The sequence below is a fragment of the Flavobacterium sp. PLA-DH12 genome (genome assembly GCF_059511845.1).
Window position 1 is genome coordinate 64,130 of the sequence record NZ_JCAMPD010000006.1, and the last position, 19,374, is coordinate 83,503.

Annotated in this window: 14 protein-coding genes; 4 read left to right on the top strand and 10 right to left on the bottom strand. The window is 34.1% G+C overall.

Annotated elements, in window-relative coordinates:
• Positions 1–142 precede the first annotated feature (142 nt).
• From folE to lgt, 4 genes are all read left to right on the top strand, one after another.
• On the top strand, positions 143–814 hold the full coding sequence (gene folE, locus AC5ZCW_RS13180) for a GTP cyclohydrolase I FolE (protein ID WP_177210396.1): 672 nt from the start codon (positions 143–145) through the stop codon (positions 812–814).
• Between the two features lie 132 nt (positions 815–946).
• Positions 947–2,428, top strand: a complete 1,482-nt coding sequence (gene cysS, locus AC5ZCW_RS13185) for a cysteine--tRNA ligase (RefSeq protein ID WP_496120307.1) — start codon at positions 947–949, stop codon at positions 2,426–2,428.
• 104 nt (positions 2,429–2,532) lie between these two features.
• Positions 2,533–2,781, top strand: coding sequence for a membrane protein insertion efficiency factor YidD (gene yidD / locus AC5ZCW_RS13190; RefSeq protein WP_008462282.1), 249 nt, complete (start codon positions 2,533–2,535; stop codon positions 2,779–2,781).
• 65 nt (positions 2,782–2,846) lie between these two features.
• Positions 2,847–3,779, top strand: a complete 933-nt coding sequence (gene lgt / locus AC5ZCW_RS13195; RefSeq protein WP_496120309.1) for a prolipoprotein diacylglyceryl transferase — start codon at positions 2,847–2,849, stop codon at positions 3,777–3,779.
• A gap of 57 nt (positions 3,780–3,836) precedes the next feature.
• Here the strand turns inward: lgt and AC5ZCW_RS13200 are convergent, their stop codons facing one another.
• The 10 genes from AC5ZCW_RS13200 to AC5ZCW_RS13245 form a co-directional block, all read right to left on the bottom strand.
• Positions 3,837–4,451: an acyloxyacyl hydrolase gene (locus AC5ZCW_RS13200; protein WP_496120311.1), complete on the bottom strand. Its 615-nt coding sequence runs from the start codon at positions 4,449–4,451 to the stop codon at positions 3,837–3,839.
• A gap of 87 nt (positions 4,452–4,538) precedes the next feature.
• The gene (gene secDF, locus AC5ZCW_RS13205) at positions 4,539–7,529 is read right to left on the bottom strand and encodes a protein translocase subunit SecDF (RefSeq protein ID WP_343542319.1); all 2,991 of its coding nucleotides are present in this window, start codon (positions 7,527–7,529) and stop codon (positions 4,539–4,541) included.
• A 226-nt stretch (positions 7,530–7,755) separates the two neighbouring features.
• Entirely contained in the window at positions 7,756–8,691 is a 936-nt protein-coding gene (mdh, locus tag AC5ZCW_RS13210; RefSeq protein WP_496120313.1) for a malate dehydrogenase, read from the bottom strand.
• A 113-nt stretch (positions 8,692–8,804) separates the two neighbouring features.
• Positions 8,805–10,745, bottom strand: a complete 1,941-nt coding sequence (gyrB, locus tag AC5ZCW_RS13215; RefSeq protein ID WP_177210402.1) for a DNA topoisomerase (ATP-hydrolyzing) subunit B — start codon at positions 10,743–10,745, stop codon at positions 8,805–8,807.
• 378 nt (positions 10,746–11,123) lie between these two features.
• Positions 11,124–12,737, bottom strand: a complete 1,614-nt coding sequence (gene asnB / locus AC5ZCW_RS13220; RefSeq protein ID WP_496120315.1) for an asparagine synthase B — start codon at positions 12,735–12,737, stop codon at positions 11,124–11,126.
• A 310-nt stretch (positions 12,738–13,047) separates the two neighbouring features.
• Complete coding sequence (asnB, locus tag AC5ZCW_RS13225; protein WP_177210404.1) at positions 13,048–14,721, bottom strand: asparagine synthase B; 1,674 nt, start codon at positions 14,719–14,721, stop codon at positions 13,048–13,050.
• A gap of 652 nt (positions 14,722–15,373) precedes the next feature.
• Positions 15,374–15,823: a hypothetical protein gene (locus AC5ZCW_RS13230; RefSeq protein ID WP_496120317.1), complete on the bottom strand. Its 450-nt coding sequence runs from the start codon at positions 15,821–15,823 to the stop codon at positions 15,374–15,376.
• Between the two features lie 65 nt (positions 15,824–15,888).
• The gene (locus AC5ZCW_RS13235) at positions 15,889–16,419 is read right to left on the bottom strand and encodes a GNAT family N-acetyltransferase (protein WP_496120319.1); all 531 of its coding nucleotides are present in this window, start codon (positions 16,417–16,419) and stop codon (positions 15,889–15,891) included.
• A gap of 132 nt (positions 16,420–16,551) precedes the next feature.
• Positions 16,552–18,303 carry a TonB-dependent receptor gene (locus tag AC5ZCW_RS13240; RefSeq protein WP_496120321.1) on the bottom strand — a complete coding sequence of 584 codons (1,752 nt, stop codon included), beginning with the start codon at positions 18,301–18,303 and terminating at the stop codon, positions 16,552–16,554.
• 141 nt (positions 18,304–18,444) lie between these two features.
• Entirely contained in the window at positions 18,445–19,308 is an 864-nt protein-coding gene (locus tag AC5ZCW_RS13245; protein ID WP_496120323.1) for a PhzF family phenazine biosynthesis protein, read from the bottom strand.
• Positions 19,309–19,374 lie beyond the last annotated feature (66 nt).

Consider the following 19,374-nt stretch of genomic DNA (forward strand, 5'->3'; position numbering starts at 1 on the left):
TTAATAATAGTATTTATCTTCAAATTTTAAATTATATCCAAAAAGCAGCAATTAAATCCTAAAAACCATAGAATAGGTTTCCTATTTATTAATTATCTTTACCGCCTTAAAAAGATATACCACATTATAATAGTAGTTCTTAATGATAAATAACGAAGATTTTTTAGACGAAATAGGTGACAGTCACTTCAGCAGTAATGCAAAAAACCCTTTAAGAGAGGATGCTTTTGACATCACTGATGAAGAAAAAATAGAAAAAATTAAAAAAGATGTCGAAAGCATTCTGCAAACATTAGGAATGGATTTGACAGATGACAGCATTAAAGGAACTCCAAACCGAGTTGCAAAAATGTTTGTAAAAGAAATTTTTGGAGGTCTTAATCCTGCAAAACAGCCAAAAGCTTCTACTTTTGACAATAATTACAAATATGGCGAAATGCTTGTAGAGAAAAACATTACAGTTTATTCTACTTGCGAACACCACTTACTGCCAATTATCGGGCGTGCTCACGTTGCTTATATCTCAAGCGGACGCGTGATTGGTTTATCAAAAATGAACCGTATTGTTGAGTATTATGCTAAAAGACCTCAAGTACAGGAACGTCTAACTATGCAGATTGTTCAGGAACTTCAAAAAGCTCTAGGAACAGAAGATGTTGCCTGTGTGATCGACGCAAAACACCTTTGCGTAAATTCTCGCGGAATTAAAGATATCGAAAGCAGTACAGTAACTTCTGAGTTCGGCGGAAAATTCAAAGATCCTCAAACGAAGAGAGAATTTCTTGACTATATCAAACTGGAAACGCAGTTTTAATTTTTTTACGGTTATTTCTATTATATTTATGATCTAGCCCTGATAGAAGCGGCATCCTTTTATGGTGGGGTTCACCATAAAAGATATAGCTGATAGCAGGATTAGCTCCTATAAAACATCAATAAACTTAATATGCCATTATATACAACACAACCTCTAAAAATATACAATTCACTTTCGGGTGAAAAAGAAGATTTCAAACCAATCCATGAAGGAAACGTTGGAATGTATGTTTGTGGACCTACCGTATATAGTAATGTCCATTTAGGAAACGTGAGAACTTTTATGTCTTTTGATGTAATTTTTAGATATTTTCTTCATTTGGATTATAAAGTTCGTTATGTTCGAAATATCACCGATGTTGGGCATATCGTAGACGACGTCGATGAAGGTGAAGATAAAATTGCTAAAAAAGCACGTTTAGAACAATTGGAACCAATGGAAGTAGTACAGCGTTACACTGTTGATTTTCATAATATTCTAAAGGCATTCAACTTTTTACCGCCAAGTATCGAGCCTACAGCAACTGGGCATATTATTGAACAGATTGAAATTATTAAAAAAATTATCGATAAAGGCATCGCTTATGTCGCTAATGGATCGGTATATTTTGATGTTGTAAAATATAACGAGACTAATAATTACGGTATTTTAAGCGGTAGAAATATCGATGATATGCTAGCAAACACACGTGACCTTGACGGACAGTCGGACAAGAGAAATCCGCAGGATTTTGCGTTGTGGAAAAAAGCAGAGCCAGAACATATTATGAGATGGCCTTCTCCTTGGAGCGATGGTTTCCCAGGATGGCATTTAGAATGTACTGCAATGAGCACCAAATATCTTGGCAATCATTTTGACATTCACGGAGGCGGAATGGATTTAAAATTCCCTCACCACGAATGTGAAATTGCTCAAAACGAAGCTTGCACTGGCCAAGCTCCAGTAAATTACTGGATGCATGCTAACATGCTTACCTTAAACGGAAAGAAAATGGCAAAATCGACTGGAAATAACATTCTTCCAGGTGAGATTCTTAGCGGAGATAATAACATCTTAAGTAAACCATTTTCTGCTTCTGTGACTCGTTTTTTCATGCTTCAAGCACATTATAGAAGCATTTTAGACTTTTCTGATGATGCCATTGTTGCAGCTGAGAAAGGATACAAAAGATTAATGGAAGCACTAGATGCTTTACCAAATATCAATGCAAGTGCTTCTAGCTCTATAGATTTTGCAGCATGGAAACAGCTTTGCTATGATGCAATGAACGACGATTTCAATACGCCAATTTTAATTGCGCAATTGTTTGAAGCTGTTCGTTACATCAACCTATTAAAAGATGGCAAAGAAACTATTTCTGCGAATGATTTAGTTGATTTTAAAACAGCGGTAAACGCTTTTGTATATGACGTTTTAGGACTTAGCGATGACAAAGCTGCCGATGGCGATAGCGACAAACTAGATGGCGTGGTAAACATGCTTATCGAAATGAGAAATCAGGCGAGAGCAGACAAAAACTTTGCGCTTTCTGACCAGATTCGTGATCAATTAATCGCTTTAGGAATTCAGCTTAAAGACGGAAAAGAAGGAACCACGTTTAGCATTCAATAAAAAAAGTGATCAGTGTTCAGTTTTTTAGTATTCAGTTTCAAACTTTATACTGACTGACACTAAAAAACTAAACACTGACCACTAAACTAACTGATACAAAAAATATGTTTTCAAAAATTCTAATATATCCGTTTGTATTGTTAGTCCGTTTTTATCAGACTGCGATTTCGCCTTTTACACCTGCCGCCTGCAGATTTGAACCCACTTGTTCAACTTATATGATTCAAGCACTGCAAATTCACGGTTTGTTCTATGGTGGTTTTTTAGGTATTAAACGCATCTTAAGCTGCCACCCTTGGGGAAGAAGCGGATATGATCCTGTACCAGAAAAGAAATGCAACCACAAACATTAACTTTTTAGAAAGCGGTACTTTACATTAAATATTTATTTTTACAGCTATATAAAAAAAATCAATACATGACACACGCCTTAAATTTAGTTTGGAATCCTTCTGAGGGAATCAACTTAGGATTTTTTATGATTCGCTATTACAGCTTAATGTTTGTAATTGCTTTTGGTTTAGGATGGTTCCTAATGAAAAAGATGTTCGAAAGAGAAAACGAATCAATAGAAAAACTAGATTCTTTATTTGTTTGGACAGTATTAGCCACTTTAATTGGAGCTCGTTTAGGTCATGTTTTATTTTACGATTGGGAATATTTCAGAAATCATTTACTAGAAATTTTCCTTCCAGTTAGATTCGAACCAGAATTTCAATTTACCGGTTTCCAAGGATTAGCAAGTCACGGAGCAGCAATTGCGATTATTGTTGCCATGTATTATTACAGTAAAAAAATATTAAAGCGTCCTTTATTATGGATTTTAGACCGTGTTGTAATTCCAGTTGCGAGCGGTGCTATCTTTGTTCGTTTAGGGAATTTCTTTAACTCAGAAATTATCGGAAACGAAACTGACTCTGCTTTTGGAATCCGTTTCCTTCATGATAAATTCAGTAAGGCTGAAGCAGTTCAAAAAACAGGAATAGCAGATCCAAAAGAAGCTTATAATGCAATCGTTTCAGACCCAAGATTTGCTAATTTATTAGCCGAAGTACCTTCAAGACATCCTACTCAGCTTTACGAAGCAATCGGTTATGTTTTTGTTTTTGCTATTCTATACTTTTTATACTGGAAAACAAATGCAAGACTTAAATCTGGTCTATTATTCGGATTGTTTTTAGTGCTTTTATTCGTTGTACGTTTCATCGTAGAGTTTGTAAAAGAAAGCCAAGGCGGTTTTGAGAGCGAATTAGGCTTATTTTCAACAGGACAATGGTTAAGTATACCATTTATCATTATCGGGCTTTTCTTTATCATTAGAGCGCAGAGAAATCCTTTAGCAGAATCATAAAGAACAATTTACAATTCAATAAAAAAGCCCAATATTCAAATATTGGGCTTTTTCTTTTTATAACTGGTACGAAATACCTAATTCGATATTCTTGGTGTTATAACCTGCATTACTGCTTCCTAAACCAGCATTCGAAACATGCCTCACACTAGGACGCACATCAAACCGGAATTTATTGTAATCAACAGTAAAACCAAGCGCAAAAACATCGGCAAAAGCAAAACCTTTAGACATTCTTTCTGTTTCTGTATCTGTAATAAGTGGACCAACACTTCCTAATGCATAAACCGAAAAGATCTTACCAATGGGTTTTCTAACCATAAAACCAACATTAAGAACATATTCCCTCACCTCTTTTAGTCTCATATATTCTATTCTTTTCTGCTCGAAATTGGGTGTCTCTGGCTTTACAAAATAATAATTCAGCAATTGGTGCTTCCCAAAATTGATTTCGGGTTGAATTAAAACTTCATAAACAAAATTCGTAGTCTCTTTTATTTTGTAATAGAGTTGTGCTTTATAAAAATGATTTTCAAAAGTATAATCCGTGTTACTAAATTCACTTCCAAAACCATAACTCAAACCTATTCTGAAATTACTACTTTTCTCTTGCGCATTAAGCTGGAATACCGCGAATAAAAAAAGCACAAAGAATATTTGTCTAAGAATCATAATTTGTTTTTGGTTGGCAGGTACAAACATAAAAAAAAGATCCAGCTTTCACTGGATCTTTTTTTTTATTTAGAATAAGGTTTTTAATTATGCCTTATTGTGTTTGTCTTCGATTGTGTGTTTCTCATCACTTGAAATCGTGTCAACCAATACTGGCGTAGCGATAAATAATGAAGAGTAAGTACCAACGATAATACCAATTAACATTGCGAAGATAAATCCTCTGATAGACTCTCCACCGAAGATAAACATCGTTAATAATACGATAATCATCATTAATGAAGTATTCAATGTTCTAGATAATGTAGTATTAATAGAAGCGTTTACTATATCTTCGAAACTTCCTTTACGGTTTCCGATGATAAACTCTCTAACCCTGTCAAATACGATTACAGTATCGTTCATAGAGTAACCAATTACTGTTAAGATCGCAGCGATAAAGTGCTGATCCATTTCCATGTGAAATGGCATGAATTTGTAGCATAATGAGTAAACTCCTAATACGAAGATTACGTCGTGTGCAACAGCTGCAATCGCACCTAATGAATATTGCCATTTACGGAAAGAAACCATTAAGTATAAGAAAATAACTGCCATTGCTCCAAGAACTGCCCAGTAAGAGTTAGTTTTAATATCCTCAGAGATAGAAGCTCCAACTTTAGAAGCTTGCAACACACCTACTCTTTTACCATCAAATGAGTTGATAAATTTATCGTATGTTGTATTTGGGAAATATTTCTGTAAAGCAGCGTATAATTTTTGGTTTACTTCTTCGTCAATTGCTACACCGTCTTCTTTAATTTTATATTTAGTAGTGATTTTCAATTGATCATCATCACCTAAAATCTTAGCTTCAACAGGCGTACCGAAAGCTGCAGATAATTCATCTGAAACTGCAGTAGCATCAACTGGTTTTTCGAATTTAACTTGGAAAGTTCTTCCTCCAACAAAATCAACACCTTCATCTAATCCGTTAACGAAGAAGATAGAAACTAAACTTACTACAACTACAATTGAAGAGAAGATATAAGTGAATTTTTTAATCTTGATAAAGTCAAAGTGGAAGTTTGTAAACCAGTTTTTAGTAATGTTTGTAGAGAAAGTTAAATCACCTTTTCCAGCAATATTTCTGTCAATGAAAATTCTAGCAATAAAGATAGAAGTAAACAATGAAGTTACGATACCAATTAATAATGTTAAAGCAAAACCTTTAATAGGACCTGTTCCGAAAATGAATAAGATAGCTCCAGTTAAAACGTGAGTAACGTTAGCATCAATAATAGAACGCATCGCACCATGCCATCCGTAAGAAGCTTGAACTGCTTCAGAAAGTGATTTTCCTTCACGTAATTCTTCTTTCGCTCTTTCATAGATAATAATGTTCGCATCTACCGCAGTACCTAATGTTAATACGATACCTGCAATACCTGGCAATGTCAATACAAAACCAAAACTTGCCATAATTCCGAATAAGAATAGTAAGTTTAATAATAAAGCAAGGTTTGCATACCAACCAGCTTTACCGTAATAGAATACCATCCAAACGCAAACTAATAAGAAACCTAATACAGAAGAAATTGTACCTGCATCAATAGCCGCTTGTCCTAAAGATGGACCTACAACAGTTGACTGGATAATATCTGCAGAAGCTGGTAATTTACCTGCATTTAATACGTTAGCTAAATCTTTAGTTTCAGCTACATCAAATGAACCTGTAATCTCAGATCTTCCTCCAGCAATAGGACCGCTTGTTACACCTGGAGCAGAATATACGATATCATCTAATACAATAGCAATGTAGCTTTTTTGAGCAAATGCTCTTCCTGTAAGTTCTTCCCAAACTTTAGCACCTTGGCTGTTCATCTGCATAGAAACTGCAGGTTTACCCATTTGGTCAAAAGTATCTTTTGCATCAGTTACAACACCACCGCTCATTGCTGGAGTATTGTCTCTGTTTCCTTTTAAAGCGTATAATTCTACAACTTCGATATCAGCTGCACTTTTTGCATCTTTAGCTTTTGGATCTTTAATAGTTGTTGGCTTACTCCATACAAATTTTGCATAGTGTTGGTCAGCTGCTAATAAAACTCTAATTTCTGGTCTTTTAAAATAATCATTGATAGTTGCAGTATCTTTAGGAGCAAAGTAACCTAAAACTGGTCCACCACCGTTACCAATTATTTTATCAAATAAAGGATTGTTTCCTTTTTTAACTTCTGAAGAATCTTTAGCATCAGTTAATAATGCATTTAATGAATCTTTAGCAACTGTTTTAGTTTCAGTTTTCTTAACTTCAGTTTTCTTCAAAGCCTCGTTAGCAGAAACTAAGAAATTACCAATTTCTTCAATTTTATAAGTTTCCCAGAACTCTAATTGAGCTTTTCCACCTAATAATTTTTTAATTCTATCAACATCCTTAGCACCTGGAAGCTCTACTAAGATTCTTCCTGTTTCTCCTAATTTCTGGATGTTTGGCTGTGTAACACCAAATTTGTCGATACGCTCTCTTAATACTTTAAAAGCACTTTCTACAGACTCATCAACTTTTCTTTTGATAACTTTTTGAACTTGTGCATCAGACATTTGAAAGTCAACTCCACCTTCTCCTTGAAGACTTCTGTTAGCAAAAATATCTGGAGATGCAAGTTTTACAGTTCCTTTTGAATTTGCTTCAAAAGCTTCAAAAAACTTATTTAAATACGTTTTGTTTCCTTCTAAATTTGCAGATGCATCAGCTAATGATTTATTAAAAACTGGATTTTTAGAATTATTAGCCAAACCTTTTAATACATCTTTAATAGAAATTTGAAGAATTACGTTGATTCCTCCTTCTAAGTCAAGACCTTTATTAAGCTGTTTGTTTTTCACTTCGTTATAAGTGAAATCAGTAAAACCAAGGTTTAATACTTTTTCTTTACCAATAGAATCTAAATATTTCAGCTCTTTATCAGGATTATCTCCTGCAAAAGCTTTAGCTTCACTTTTGACACCATTTGCCACAAAAGTGAATGATAGTTGGTAAATACTTACCAATGCAAATAGAATTGCGAAAAATTTAATAAGTCCTTTATTCTGCATTATTACTAAAAATTAATTATGTTTTATTTTTGTTTTTGTTTTAAAGTCCCATAAAATAAGCCCTGACATGATTTTTTAAAACAAAAAAACGAGATCACGAATTACCAATTTTTTTTTAAACCGAGCAAATATATAATTAACGAAAATATTAACCAATTTATTTATTAATTAATCTCAAAAAAAAAAGCTGCAAAAGTGCAGCTTCTTTTCTTTTTTGCCGTTTTTATTATACTAAAATCGTTTTTAAGGCATCATTCATACTACGAACTGCATCTGCACTTTTCGCAAATAAAGCCTTTTCCTGATCGTTTAAGTTTATATCTAAAATTTCTTCTACACCGTTTTTACCAATTATACAAGGCACTCCTATACAGATATCATTTTGCCCATATTCTCCTTCTACCAAAACAGAGCATGCAATCATTTTTTTCTGATCGTTCAAAATACTATCCACTAAATATGCAACAGAAGCTCCTGGCGCATACCATGCAGAAGTCCCTAGAAGACCTGTAAGAGTTGCACCTCCTACCATTGTATCTGCGGCAACTTTCTGCAATACTTCTTCCGAAAGAAACTGCGACACCGGAATACCGTTATAAGAAGCTAAACGCGTTAACGGAATCATAGTAGTATCTCCATGACCTCCAATTACCATTGCTGAAATATCATTTGCTGGTTTACCTAAAGCTAATGAAAGATACGTTCTAAAACGAGAACTATCTAAAGCTCCCCCCATACCTATAATTCTATTTTTTGGAAGACCTGTAGCTTTTAAAGCTAAATACGTCATCGTATCCATCGGATTGGAAACTACAACAATTATAGTATTTGGAGAATATTTCAGTACATTTTCGGCAACCGTTTTTACAATGCCTGCATTTATACCTATCAATTCTTCTCTTGTCATTCCTGGTTTTCTTGGAATTCCTGATGTAATTACAACAACATCACTTCCAGCAGTTTTAGAATAATCATTGGTAACGCCAGATACTTTAGTATTAAAACCAGTATTTGTCGCACATTGTGTAATATCCAATGCTTTACCTTCGGCAAAACCTTCTTTAATATCCAACAATACTACTTCGCTTGCAATTCCTCTATAAGAAATAACATCGGCACATGTAGCTCCAACATTTCCTGCTCCTACAATGGTAACTTTCATATTTTTTACTTTATCGGTTATTAATTTATTTGTCTATTCCTTAAAAAGACAATTCGTTTAATTGTCTAGTAAATTTAAACAATTAAACGAATTGAAATTATTAATTTTTCATTTTATGCGTCAATATTTGCATAAACTGCATTTTTCTCGATAAACTCTCTACGAGGCGGCACTTCATCCCCCATTAACATAGAGAAAACCTGATCTGCTTCGGCAAGACTATCAATATTTACTTGGCGTAAAGTTCTGAAATTTGGATCCATTGTAGTTTCCCACAATTGCTCCGCGTTCATCTCTCCAAGACCTTTATAACGTTGAATATTGGCACTTCCTCCCATTCTTTCGTTGGCCTGATCGCGCTGAACATCATTCCAAGCATATTCTTTCTTATTTCCTTTTTTAACTAAGTATAAAGGCGGTGCTGCAATATATACGTGACCTTCTTCGATAAGTTCTTTCATGAAACGGAAGAAGAACGTTAATATTAAGGTAGAAATGTGGCTACCATCGACATCGGCATCACACATGATGATTACTTTATGATATCTTAGTTTTTCTAGATTTAATGCTTTACTATCTTCTGCAGTTCCAACTGTTACTCCTAAAGCAGTAAAGATATTCCTAATCTCCTCGTTTTCGAATACTTTATGGTGCATCGCTTTTTCAACGTTCAAGATTTTACCACGTAATGGCAAAATTGCTTGAAAGTTACGATCACGTCCTTGTTTTGCTGTTCCACCAGCCGAATCTCCCTCGACAAGGTAAACCTCACATCTAGCTGGATCTTGCTCAGAGCAATCAGATAATTTACCCGGCAACCCTCCACCACCCATAACGGTTTTACGCTGTACCATTTCACGCGCTTTTTTCGCTGCGTGACGAGCCTGAGCTGCCAGAATTACTTTTTGGATAATTAATTTCGCATCATTTGGATTTTCTTCCAAATAATTCTCTAACATTTCTCCAACTGCTTGAGAAACCGGAGAAACAACCTCTCTATTTCCAAGCTTAGTTTTCGTTTGACCTTCAAATTGAGGTTCAGATACTTTTACCGAAATAATAGCTGTTAATCCTTCACGGAAGTCATCTCCAGAAATTTCGAATTTTAACTTATCTAATAAACCAGAAGCATCTGCATATTTTTTAAGCGTTCTTGTCAAACCACTTCTAAAACCTTGTAAGTGCGTTCCTCCTTCGTGAGTATTGATATTATTTACGTAAGAGAAAATGTTCTCTGTATAACTTGTATTGTAAATCAAGGCAACCTCAACTGGAATTTCCCCTTTATCATTATCCATACTGATAACGTGAGAAACAATTGGCTCACGGTTACCATCTAAGTAACGAATGTATTCTTTAAGACCTTCATCAGAATGAAATACTTCACTTCTGAATTCGCCTTTTTCATCCACTTCCCTCTTATCTGTAAAGGTAATTGTAATTCCTTTATTCAAGAAAGAAAGCTCACGCATACGCGCTGAAAGTGTATCATATGAAAACTCAGTAGTCTGAGTAAAGATCGTATCATCTGGATAGAAAGTCTGGCGAGTTCCTCGTTTATCAGTCTCTCCAATTTGTTTTACTGGATATAAAGATTTACCTCTTTCGTATTCCTGCTCATAAATTTTACCTTCTCTAAATACAGTAGATTTCATGTGAACAGAAAGGGCATTTACTACAGAAACCCCAACCCCGTGCAAACCTCCTGAAACTTTATATGAATCTTTGTCGAATTTACCTCCGGCACCAATCTTTGTCATTACAACCTCAAGTGCAGAAACACCCTCTTTTTTATGCAAATCAACTGGAATACCACGTCCGTTATCTTCAACTGTAACAGAACCATCTTCGTTTATTGCAACACTAATCGTATCACAATGCCCTCCCATGGCCTCATCAATAGAGTTATCAACAACCTCGTAAACCAAATGGTGTAGTCCTCGAACCCCTACATCTCCAATATACATTGATGGACGCATTCTTACGTGCTCCATTCCTTCTAATGCCTGAATACTATCTGCTGAATAATTGTTCTTCTTGATTTCTTCGCTCATATAATTTATTCTAAAAATGTATTTACTGTCTAACACGCAAATATATAAAAACGCGAGCTATATACCCAGTAAAATACGACTTAAAGCACTTAAGTTATCAACACAATTGTCTGAAAAACCTAAAAATAGACTTAAAAATGAATTTAAATTCTAATTTTCTGAAATTCCAAATTCCAAAACTGGAAATAATGCAAAAATTGAAAAATCTAATTCTGGAAATTTCATTATAGAAATTGCCAATTCCAAAAATGAAATTCCAATATATACAAAAAGCCGAAACTACATTTTTGATGCATTTCGGCTTTTTTTATATTGGGTTCCTAAATTGGGATTTAGAATTTCAATTTTTGGAATTTGTTTTATTTTAGAATTTAACTTTTAAACGACTACTCCAGATTTCACCGTTTCAAAATTACCATTCAAATGGGCTGCATTTGCTCTTCCGCTTGGATCAAGGTTTTCTTGCCATTTTGGAATCCATTTACGAACGGTTTGCGCCGCGCTGACCTGTGGATAGTATTTATGGAAAATCGATCGATATAAGTATGCTTCTTTCGTCGTTGGCGAATTATACGGAAATTCTGCACTTGCACCAGCTAATTGCTCATCTGTAACCTGAGATGCACAATATTCGATTAACTCATCTACCCAATTATATCCTACTCCATCAGAAAACTGCTCTTTCTGACGCCATAAAACTTCCGACGGTAAATAAGCATCTTCAGTGTCAAACGCTTTTCTTAGAATATATTTCTCAACACCATCATAAGTTTTTGGCTGTTTTTCTTCTGTTTTAATTCGAATCGCAACATCTAAAAATTCGGTATCCAAAAACGGAACGCGGATTTCTAAACCATTTGCCATTGTTGTTTTATCAGCACGAAGTAAATCGGCTGTAAACAGCTTTTGCACTCTTTCTATCGTTTCATCTTGAAATTCTTCCTCCGATGGCGCATTTCTAAAATACAAATGCCCTCCAAAAACCTCATCGGCTCCTTCACCAGACAAGATCACTTTTATTCCTTGATTTGCAATAGCTTTAGAAAGCAAATACATTGGAACACCAGATCTTACAGAAATAATATCATATGTCTCCAAATGATAAATTACTTTTTCCAATGCTTTAACTCCTTCTTCAACCGAAAAATGAATTTCGTGATGCTCTGTTCCTAAAAATTCTGCCGCTTTTCTTGCTGCGATATTATCTGGCGATTCAGCATCTAATCCGATAGAAAACGAATGCAGTTTTTGTCCTTTTTCTTTCAGCAATCGAGAAGCAATAGAAGAAATCAACGAAGTGTCTAAACCTCCTGACAAAACAGTTCCTAAAGGCACGTTGCCTAATAATCTCTTATTTGTAGCTTGAATCAAACTTTTACGAATTAACCCTAAATCTAGTGCATGAGTCGCGTTTTTATGATCTTCGTATTCTGGGCGATAGTATTTTACAAAGCCTGTTTTTGCTGTATAATAATGTCCTGGGGGAAAAGTAGAAAAAGATTTGCACTGGTCTGCAATAGATTTCATTTCTGAGGAAAAATAAATTCGTCCTCTTTCATCTAAACCATAATATAAAGGTTTTACTCCAATCGGGTCACGACCTGCAATATATTTATCTCCATCAATTACAACAAACGCAAAATCTCCATCCAATTTATTACAGAAATCATAGCCGAATTCTTCATACAGATGCACAATAACTTCTGAATCTGATTCAGTTCTGAACGTATGGTCCTTTAAAACTGTATTTTTAAGCTCTTGATAATTATAAATCTCTCCATCATGAACCATCCATGCTTTGTTCGTTCCCTGAATAGGCTGTTTTCCTGAATTAAGATCAATTATAGACAGACTTTCATGACAAAGTATACTGCCATTTTCCATAATATGAATATCGCTCTCATCAGGTCCGCGATGTGACATTCTCTCAGAAAGTTCTTTTACAAGCTTGGGGTCTTTTCCTTTACCAATAACGGCTAACAATCCAGACATACTATTTTATTTTTTATTTTTATTCTGATGTACCAGCCTCAAATAAGCTGTACATTAAAAAATCATTAAAATTTCCGCTTAAAAGCAAAACTAAATATTATTTTCTGCTTTCCTACATTTTACATCCTAAAATTTCAGTGTTTAACTTTTATTTCGACGAAAGTCAAATTGGAAATAAATTTTAATCGATTACCAAAACTTTTAATTTTAATCTATTGAAAAACAGAAACTTTTTTAGACAAGAAAGACGCTCTAATAAAAGAACGTCTTTCGGCAATATATATACTAATTCTAAAAATTAAACTCTTAATTATTTAACATAAGCGTCATCGTGAACATTTGCTACTGCTCTTCCAGATGGATCGTTTAAGTTTTTGAAAGCTTCATCCCACTCCAAAGCAATTTTTGTACTACAAGCCACACTTGCTTCCTGAGGAACACATAATGCTGCGGCATCACTTGGGAAATGTTCTGTAAAAATTGAACGATAGTAATACTCTTCTTTTGAAGTTGGAGTTTGTAACGGGAATTTGAATCTAGCGTTTGCCAATTGTTCATCTGAAACTTCTCTAGCTACCACTTCTTTCAAAGTATCAATCCAGCTGTATCCTACTCCATCAGAAAATTGCTCTTTTTGTCTCCAAGCAACACTTTCTGGAAGCATATCTTCAAAAGCTTTACGAACAACCCATTTTTCCATCGGATGCTCTTTGTTGATCATTTTATCTTGCGGGTTGATGCGCATTGCAACATCCATAAATTCTTTATCTAAGAATGGCACACGTCCTTCGATTCCCCAAGCCGCCAAACTTTTGTTTGCACGTAAACAATCGTACATATGAAGTTTTCCTAATTTACGAACGTTTTCTTCGTGGAATTCTTTAGCGTTTGGTGCTTTGTGGAAGTATAAGTATCCTCCAAACAACTCATCTGCTCCTTCTCCTGAAAGAACCATTTTGATCCCCATAGATTTGATTACTCTCGCCATTAACCACATTGGAGTTGAAGCTCTAACTGTAGTTACATCATACGTTTCTAAGTTGTAAATTACATCACGAACAGCATCTAAACCTTCTTGGATTGTAAACTTAATTTCGTGGTGAATAGTTCCGATATGATCTGCCACCTTTCTCGCTGCTGCTAAATCTGGAGAACCTTCCAAGCCAACAGAGAAAGAGTGCAATTGCGGATACCAAGCATCTGTAGTATCATCTGACTCAATTCTTTTTTGAGCAAATTTCTTGGCCACAGCAGAAGTAATAGAAGAATCTAAACCTCCAGAAAGTAAAACTCCGTAAGGAACGTCACTCATTAATTGTCTGTGAACTGCAGCTTCCAATGCTTTTCTGATTTCTGGAATGCTAGTTTCATTGTCTTTTACTGCATCATATTCTGTCCAATCTCTTTTGTACCATTGTACAAATTCACCGTCTTTGCTTGATAAATAATGTCCCGGAGGGAATAATTCGATTTTTGTACAATATCCTTCTAAAGCTTTTAACTCAGAAGCTACGTAGAAAGTACCGTGCTGATCCCATCCAATATATAATGGAATAATTCCCATGTGGTCACGAGCTACGAAATACTCGTCTTTATCAACATCATAAATTGCGAAACCGAAGATTCCGTTTAATTCATCAACAAAGCTTACTCCTTTTTCTCTGTAAAGTGCTAAAATAACTTCACAGTCACTTTCAGTTTGAAAGTTATATTTTCCTTCAAATTGTTTACGCAAATCTCTGTGGTTGTAAATCTCACCATTTGCAGCTAAAACTAGTTTTTTGTCTTCTGTAAATAAAGGCTGTTTTCCTGAAGCTGGATCTACAATTGCCAAACGCTCGTGAGAAAGAATTGCTTTATCATTGCTGTAAATTCCGCTCCAGTCTGGTCCACGGTGACGAATGATTTTTGACATTTCTAATACTTGAGGTCTTAACGCTTCGGCTTTTTGTTTAAGATCAAAGGCACATACAATTCCACACATAATTTTATATTTTAATTCTTTAAATTTTATTTTGATAGGGCAAAGATGTAATATTAGTTACAATTGAAAAACACAAACATCTATTTCAATTACAATTTAAAACCATAATTTTATTTTTACATATAAAATGTAAAATTTAGAAGTAAAAATAAGCTTTAAACTTGAAAATTTTAATTTCGAACTAAAAAAGGCTTTAAAATTGAAAGTTTAACCCAATTTTCTGAATTAATTTTTGAGTTATTCTATTATAAATAGAAGATTCGTAAAGAAGAGATAGAAATTTATTTTGGAATTATTGTTTATCTAGCGTTATCTAGATTTTGAGTTTTACTTGTCATCTTGACGAAGGAAAGATCACACAAGTAATTCCGCATGCTAGTTCACCAATCTTTATCGAGTTTCTAGTGAGATCCTTCCTTCGTCAGGATGACAAACTGTGTGGTTAAGGCATTGCTTTACAAAAATAAACTATTCCTATAATTACCAACATTCCAATTAGCAACCAATGCTCAAAGGTTTCTCCTTTTATTTGAAACTTATAAAGCTTATCATTTTCCGTAACATCTTTTTTCCATAATTTATGAATCTTATAAAAGGCATAAGAAGCTCCAAAGAATGAAAAACTACATATTAAGTGCATAAAATTCATATGCTAGCTAATTTCTTCAATAGTATAATGTGTCTTATTTATTTCAAACTGAAATCCCGCTTTATTACCCATTAAATGATTTCCCAACGGAGATTGTGGAGAAAGTGCAATAACGTTAATTCCATCACTTGTTATTTTAGGAAGCGCAACACTTACATATAAATAGATTCCGTTTGCTTTTACCAAACTACCCAAAACAATATTTTCTGTCGTTTTTAGCGGATCTATCTTGTCTAAAATTGCTTTTTGCTCTAAAGCTTCTTTTAATTTATTTGTCAATTTTTCTTGCTCGATATGCATCATCGACAAAGCCGTTTCATGCTTATCGCCTGCAGAACCTTTGGCATCATTTTTTGAATCTTCTGTCAAACCCGAAATCATGTCTTTAAAAACATCAATTCGATCTTGAACCATTTGAGTGTAGTGAGAATATATTTTTTCTTTGAAAGTCATTTTTTTTTAAAGCTACTTAGGTTCTGAGATGCAAAGATGCTAAGGTTTTTTCTTTATTTAAATTTTTATTCGAAAAAAGCTTTTGGGTATACTACTTCTCCGCTTACATCTTTTAAACCGTCTTCTTTTAACGCGATAACCATACAGTTTTCGGCGGGAACATCAAATGGCATTTTGATATTGTATTTTTCGCAAAGCTCATATCCAAACCTTGGGTAATAATATTGATGTCCCAATAAAATGACCGATTTGTAACCTAAACTTTTTGCAATTTCATGTCCACGCAAAATCAACTTTGAGCCAATTTCTTTTCCTTGAAATTCTGGTAAAACCGAAACCGGAGCAAGTGCTAGTGAAGTAAAGGTTTGCGTTTCATTTTTTATCGGCAGTTTGGTAAATAAAATATGACCTACAATTTTATTATCAATTTCGGCGACAATAGAAAGTTCTGGAATAAAAGCTTCAGAATTCCTTAATCTTTCTACCAAAAATTGTTCTTTATGATCGCTGTATTCTTCCTTTTCGAAAGCTTTTTCAATCAAATGAAAAACACTTTCAAAATCGTTTTTATTTTCTTGACGTAGTTTAATTTCCATTTTATAAAATTAAAAAAAACAGCCACGAATTCACGAATCTACTCCAAAAAATTCATGAGCTCATGGCTGAAAAAAAAAGGCACATTCATTTAAAATGTTTTTGTGCCTAAGTATCTTTATGGCAAAGATCTCTTAAAAATCAAATTTATAATTTGCGCCTCCCAAAACCTGGAATCCTTGTACAGGATAATTCAACCATTTTTCGTAAGCTTGATTTCCGATATTATTCAATTTCAAGAAAAACGTTAATCTTTCGTTGAATTTATAACCTACATGCGCATTCGCATCAAAATAGCTTTTTAAAGTAATTGGTGTAGTATCGATTCCTAAAGAAGTATTTGTCTGCATATCTTTTCTTTCTCCAACATAAAATACATTCAATCCAGCGTACCATTGCTTTGTAATATTAACGTCTAAAGTCGAACTTAATTTCATTGTTGGCAAATTCCATGCTTCAACGACATTGTCAGTATTGTAACTATTAAAAGTTCCATTGATCCCGAAAGTTACATTTTGAGAGAAATCGGCTTTTAACTCTCCATAGAAACGGAACGTTCTAATATCTTCATAAACTACTCCAAACGAGTTTCCAAAAGCGTAATCTTCGTTTGTAACTACTTCTGTATAATCATTTGCTTTAAACAGCGCTTTGTCTTTTTCATTTAAATAAGAAGCAGTCACGTTATAATTGACATTGTTCGCCAATTTTCCTTTTAATCCAGCAAAAACATTGTATTGTGTGCTCGATGGACGCATGTTTAATGTCGGAGACAAAAACGGATTTTCGGTCACAAAATCGGCATACGAATTCTGATTTAAACCTCCATTTACTCCAGTATAGAAAATCATTAGATCGCCAACTAGTTTATAAGAAGCATTTACTTTTGGATAGAAATAGAATTTATTGCCGCTGTTTTCAGAATCTGCACTGTAATAGATTCCAGCTCCTAATTCCAGTGTCCACTCATTTTCATTAATCACAAAACTTGGTTCAATTCCAACATTGGTAAAACTGTATTTTAAAGCTTCTTTATTATCTTGGAAATAATTGTTTTTGAAAGAACCGCTTACGTGATCTACAATTACATTGGTTTTAATTGCCTGATCCATTACATCAACAGTAAAAGTCGGCTTTACATAAAATCTGTTTTCAGAAGAAGAATAACTGTCTGAAAAATGAGTGAATTTCGCAGAAATTTTACTAAAAATACTTTCTGTAAATTCAGCATTTCCACCAAGCCAAATTGTGTTATAAGAATGATCAGGATTAATGCTGTTTACCAAATCATAACGCTGATCTGGAATTGTAGAGCCAAAATCTGACGGAAGTCCATACCAATTATAAATCTGGTTTTGGTATCCTAAATCAACATTCCAGTTATTATCTCTGTTATTTTGACCGTAACCAACATTAATTGCGGTATCGTAAAATTCATCATTCAATTCCACATCTTTAATTCCACCTTGAGAAGAGTGATGACGAAACATTCCCGCCACATAATCATTATTCCCTAAATCCTGATTTACAAATAATTCGCCGTTTAAAGTACCATAATTTCCAACTCCTAAAGTCGCATAATTATTAAACAATTTTTCTCTTTTAGCTTTCTCAACGCCTTCTGCTTTTCCTTTTGAAGGCGTAAAAGTCGAAGCCACAGGAACAGACAAAATACTGTACTTAATAACTTCTTTTGGCTGATTTCCGCTATCGTCAAGCGAAGGTGTTTCTTTCACTTTAAAAGCATCTGAAATAGTCGGCGAATAAGGTTTTACTACATTTACAGTTTCGGTTCCAATAGTTTCATTTTTCTTTTGCGCAATCGAAAACTGAGCAGCAAATAACACTAGCAAAATGATTATTTTATGTCGGCAGTTTAATTTCATATTTATATTATTGTGTAAAATGTTGTTTGTAAAATGTAAAATGTGTTTTCAACCAATATTCTCTTTTCACATTTACATCTTTCTTTTCACATTTCACTTTTTACATTATCTAATTTTCTAATTATCTCAATTATCTAATTTCTAAGCTTCCCACTCTCCTTTAGCCACAAACTGAGCTTTTCCTCCTATTTTAATATCGAATTGTTCTCCGTTTAGCTTTCCATTAAAATAAATCTCAGATGGACGGCCAATGTAATCTCCTTGATGATTTGTCAATTCAAATTCAGGTTTATGATATTTTAATAAAAAGGCCTGCAAACAGGTACTAGCACTTCCTGTTGCGGCATCTTCCACCAACTGATTATGCTCAATACACAACATTCTGCTAAACAATTTTTCTCCTTCCAAATAATAAAAGTATAAACCTCTATGATCAGTTTTGCAGTGCTGTTTCATCCACTCATCAGCTTTATCTTTATCCAAAACCAAGTTTTCTAAAGCTCTTTTGCTGCTTAATCCAACCATTACAAAAGCACTTCCTGTTGTGACTTCCTGAATTGGAAACTGATTTTCGAAATCACTTACTTTCAAGTTGCTGAAAAAAGTAAAATCTATTTTAGAAAAAGTATCCCAAAACTTTGGCTGAGCCGCTTTCAACCAAATTAAATCATCTGATTTATTGATTGAAATCGGACCAATTGGCACTTCTAATTTTATTTCATTAGAAGCATTTTCAAAAATCTTATTCATCAAAACCCAAGAAGTTCCAATTATTGGATGTCCCGCAAACTGCATTTCGTGAGCTGGGGTAAAAATTCTAATTTCTGCTTTATTATTGGCTTTATCCAGTTTGGTTACAAATGTGCTTTCTGCAAAATTAATTTCACGAGCCATCTGCTGCATTTGTGCTGTACTTAAATTTTCTGCATCCATAAAAACCGCCAGCTGATTTCCAGTATATTTTTTATCGGCAAAAACATCAACTATATAAAAAGGTAAACTCATTTTTTTCTTCTTTTCTTTTAGAAGCAAGAAGCAAGAGAAAAGACTTTATCTAAAAATCTTGCTTCT

What these genes read in the sequence shown, in the direction of transcription:
- AC5ZCW_RS13235 (WP_496120319.1), bottom strand. Translation starts at nt 16,419, where the DNA reads ATGGAAATTAAACTACGTCAAGAAAATAAAAACGATTTTGAAAGTGTT.
- asnB (WP_496120315.1), bottom strand. Translation starts at nt 12,737, where the DNA reads ATGTCTGGATTGTTAGCCGTTATTGGTAAAGGAAAAGACCCCAAGCTT.
- AC5ZCW_RS13245 (WP_496120323.1), bottom strand. Translation starts at nt 19,308, where the DNA reads ATGAGTTTACCTTTTTATATAGTTGATGTTTTTGCCGATAAAAAATAT.
- cysS (WP_496120307.1), top strand. Translation starts at nt 947, where the DNA reads ATGCCATTATATACAACACAACCTCTAAAAATATACAATTCACTTTCG.
- AC5ZCW_RS13240 (WP_496120321.1), bottom strand. Translation starts at nt 18,303, where the DNA reads ATGAAATTAAACTGCCGACATAAAATAATCATTTTGCTAGTGTTATTT.
- mdh (WP_496120313.1), bottom strand. Translation starts at nt 8,691, where the DNA reads ATGAAAGTTACCATTGTAGGAGCAGGAAATGTTGGAGCTACATGTGCC.
- gyrB (WP_177210402.1), bottom strand. Translation starts at nt 10,745, where the DNA reads ATGAGCGAAGAAATCAAGAAGAACAATTATTCAGCAGATAGTATTCAG.
- AC5ZCW_RS13200 (WP_496120311.1), bottom strand. Translation starts at nt 4,451, where the DNA reads ATGATTCTTAGACAAATATTCTTTGTGCTTTTTTTATTCGCGGTATTC.
- lgt (WP_496120309.1), top strand. Translation starts at nt 2,847, where the DNA reads ATGACACACGCCTTAAATTTAGTTTGGAATCCTTCTGAGGGAATCAAC.
- yidD (WP_008462282.1), top strand. Translation starts at nt 2,533, where the DNA reads ATGTTTTCAAAAATTCTAATATATCCGTTTGTATTGTTAGTCCGTTTT.
- AC5ZCW_RS13230 (WP_496120317.1), bottom strand. Translation starts at nt 15,823, where the DNA reads ATGACTTTCAAAGAAAAAATATATTCTCACTACACTCAAATGGTTCAA.
- folE (WP_177210396.1), top strand. Translation starts at nt 143, where the DNA reads ATGATAAATAACGAAGATTTTTTAGACGAAATAGGTGACAGTCACTTC.
- secDF (WP_343542319.1), bottom strand. Translation starts at nt 7,529, where the DNA reads ATGCAGAATAAAGGACTTATTAAATTTTTCGCAATTCTATTTGCATTG.
- asnB (WP_177210404.1), bottom strand. Translation starts at nt 14,721, where the DNA reads ATGTGTGGAATTGTATGTGCCTTTGATCTTAAACAAAAAGCCGAAGCG.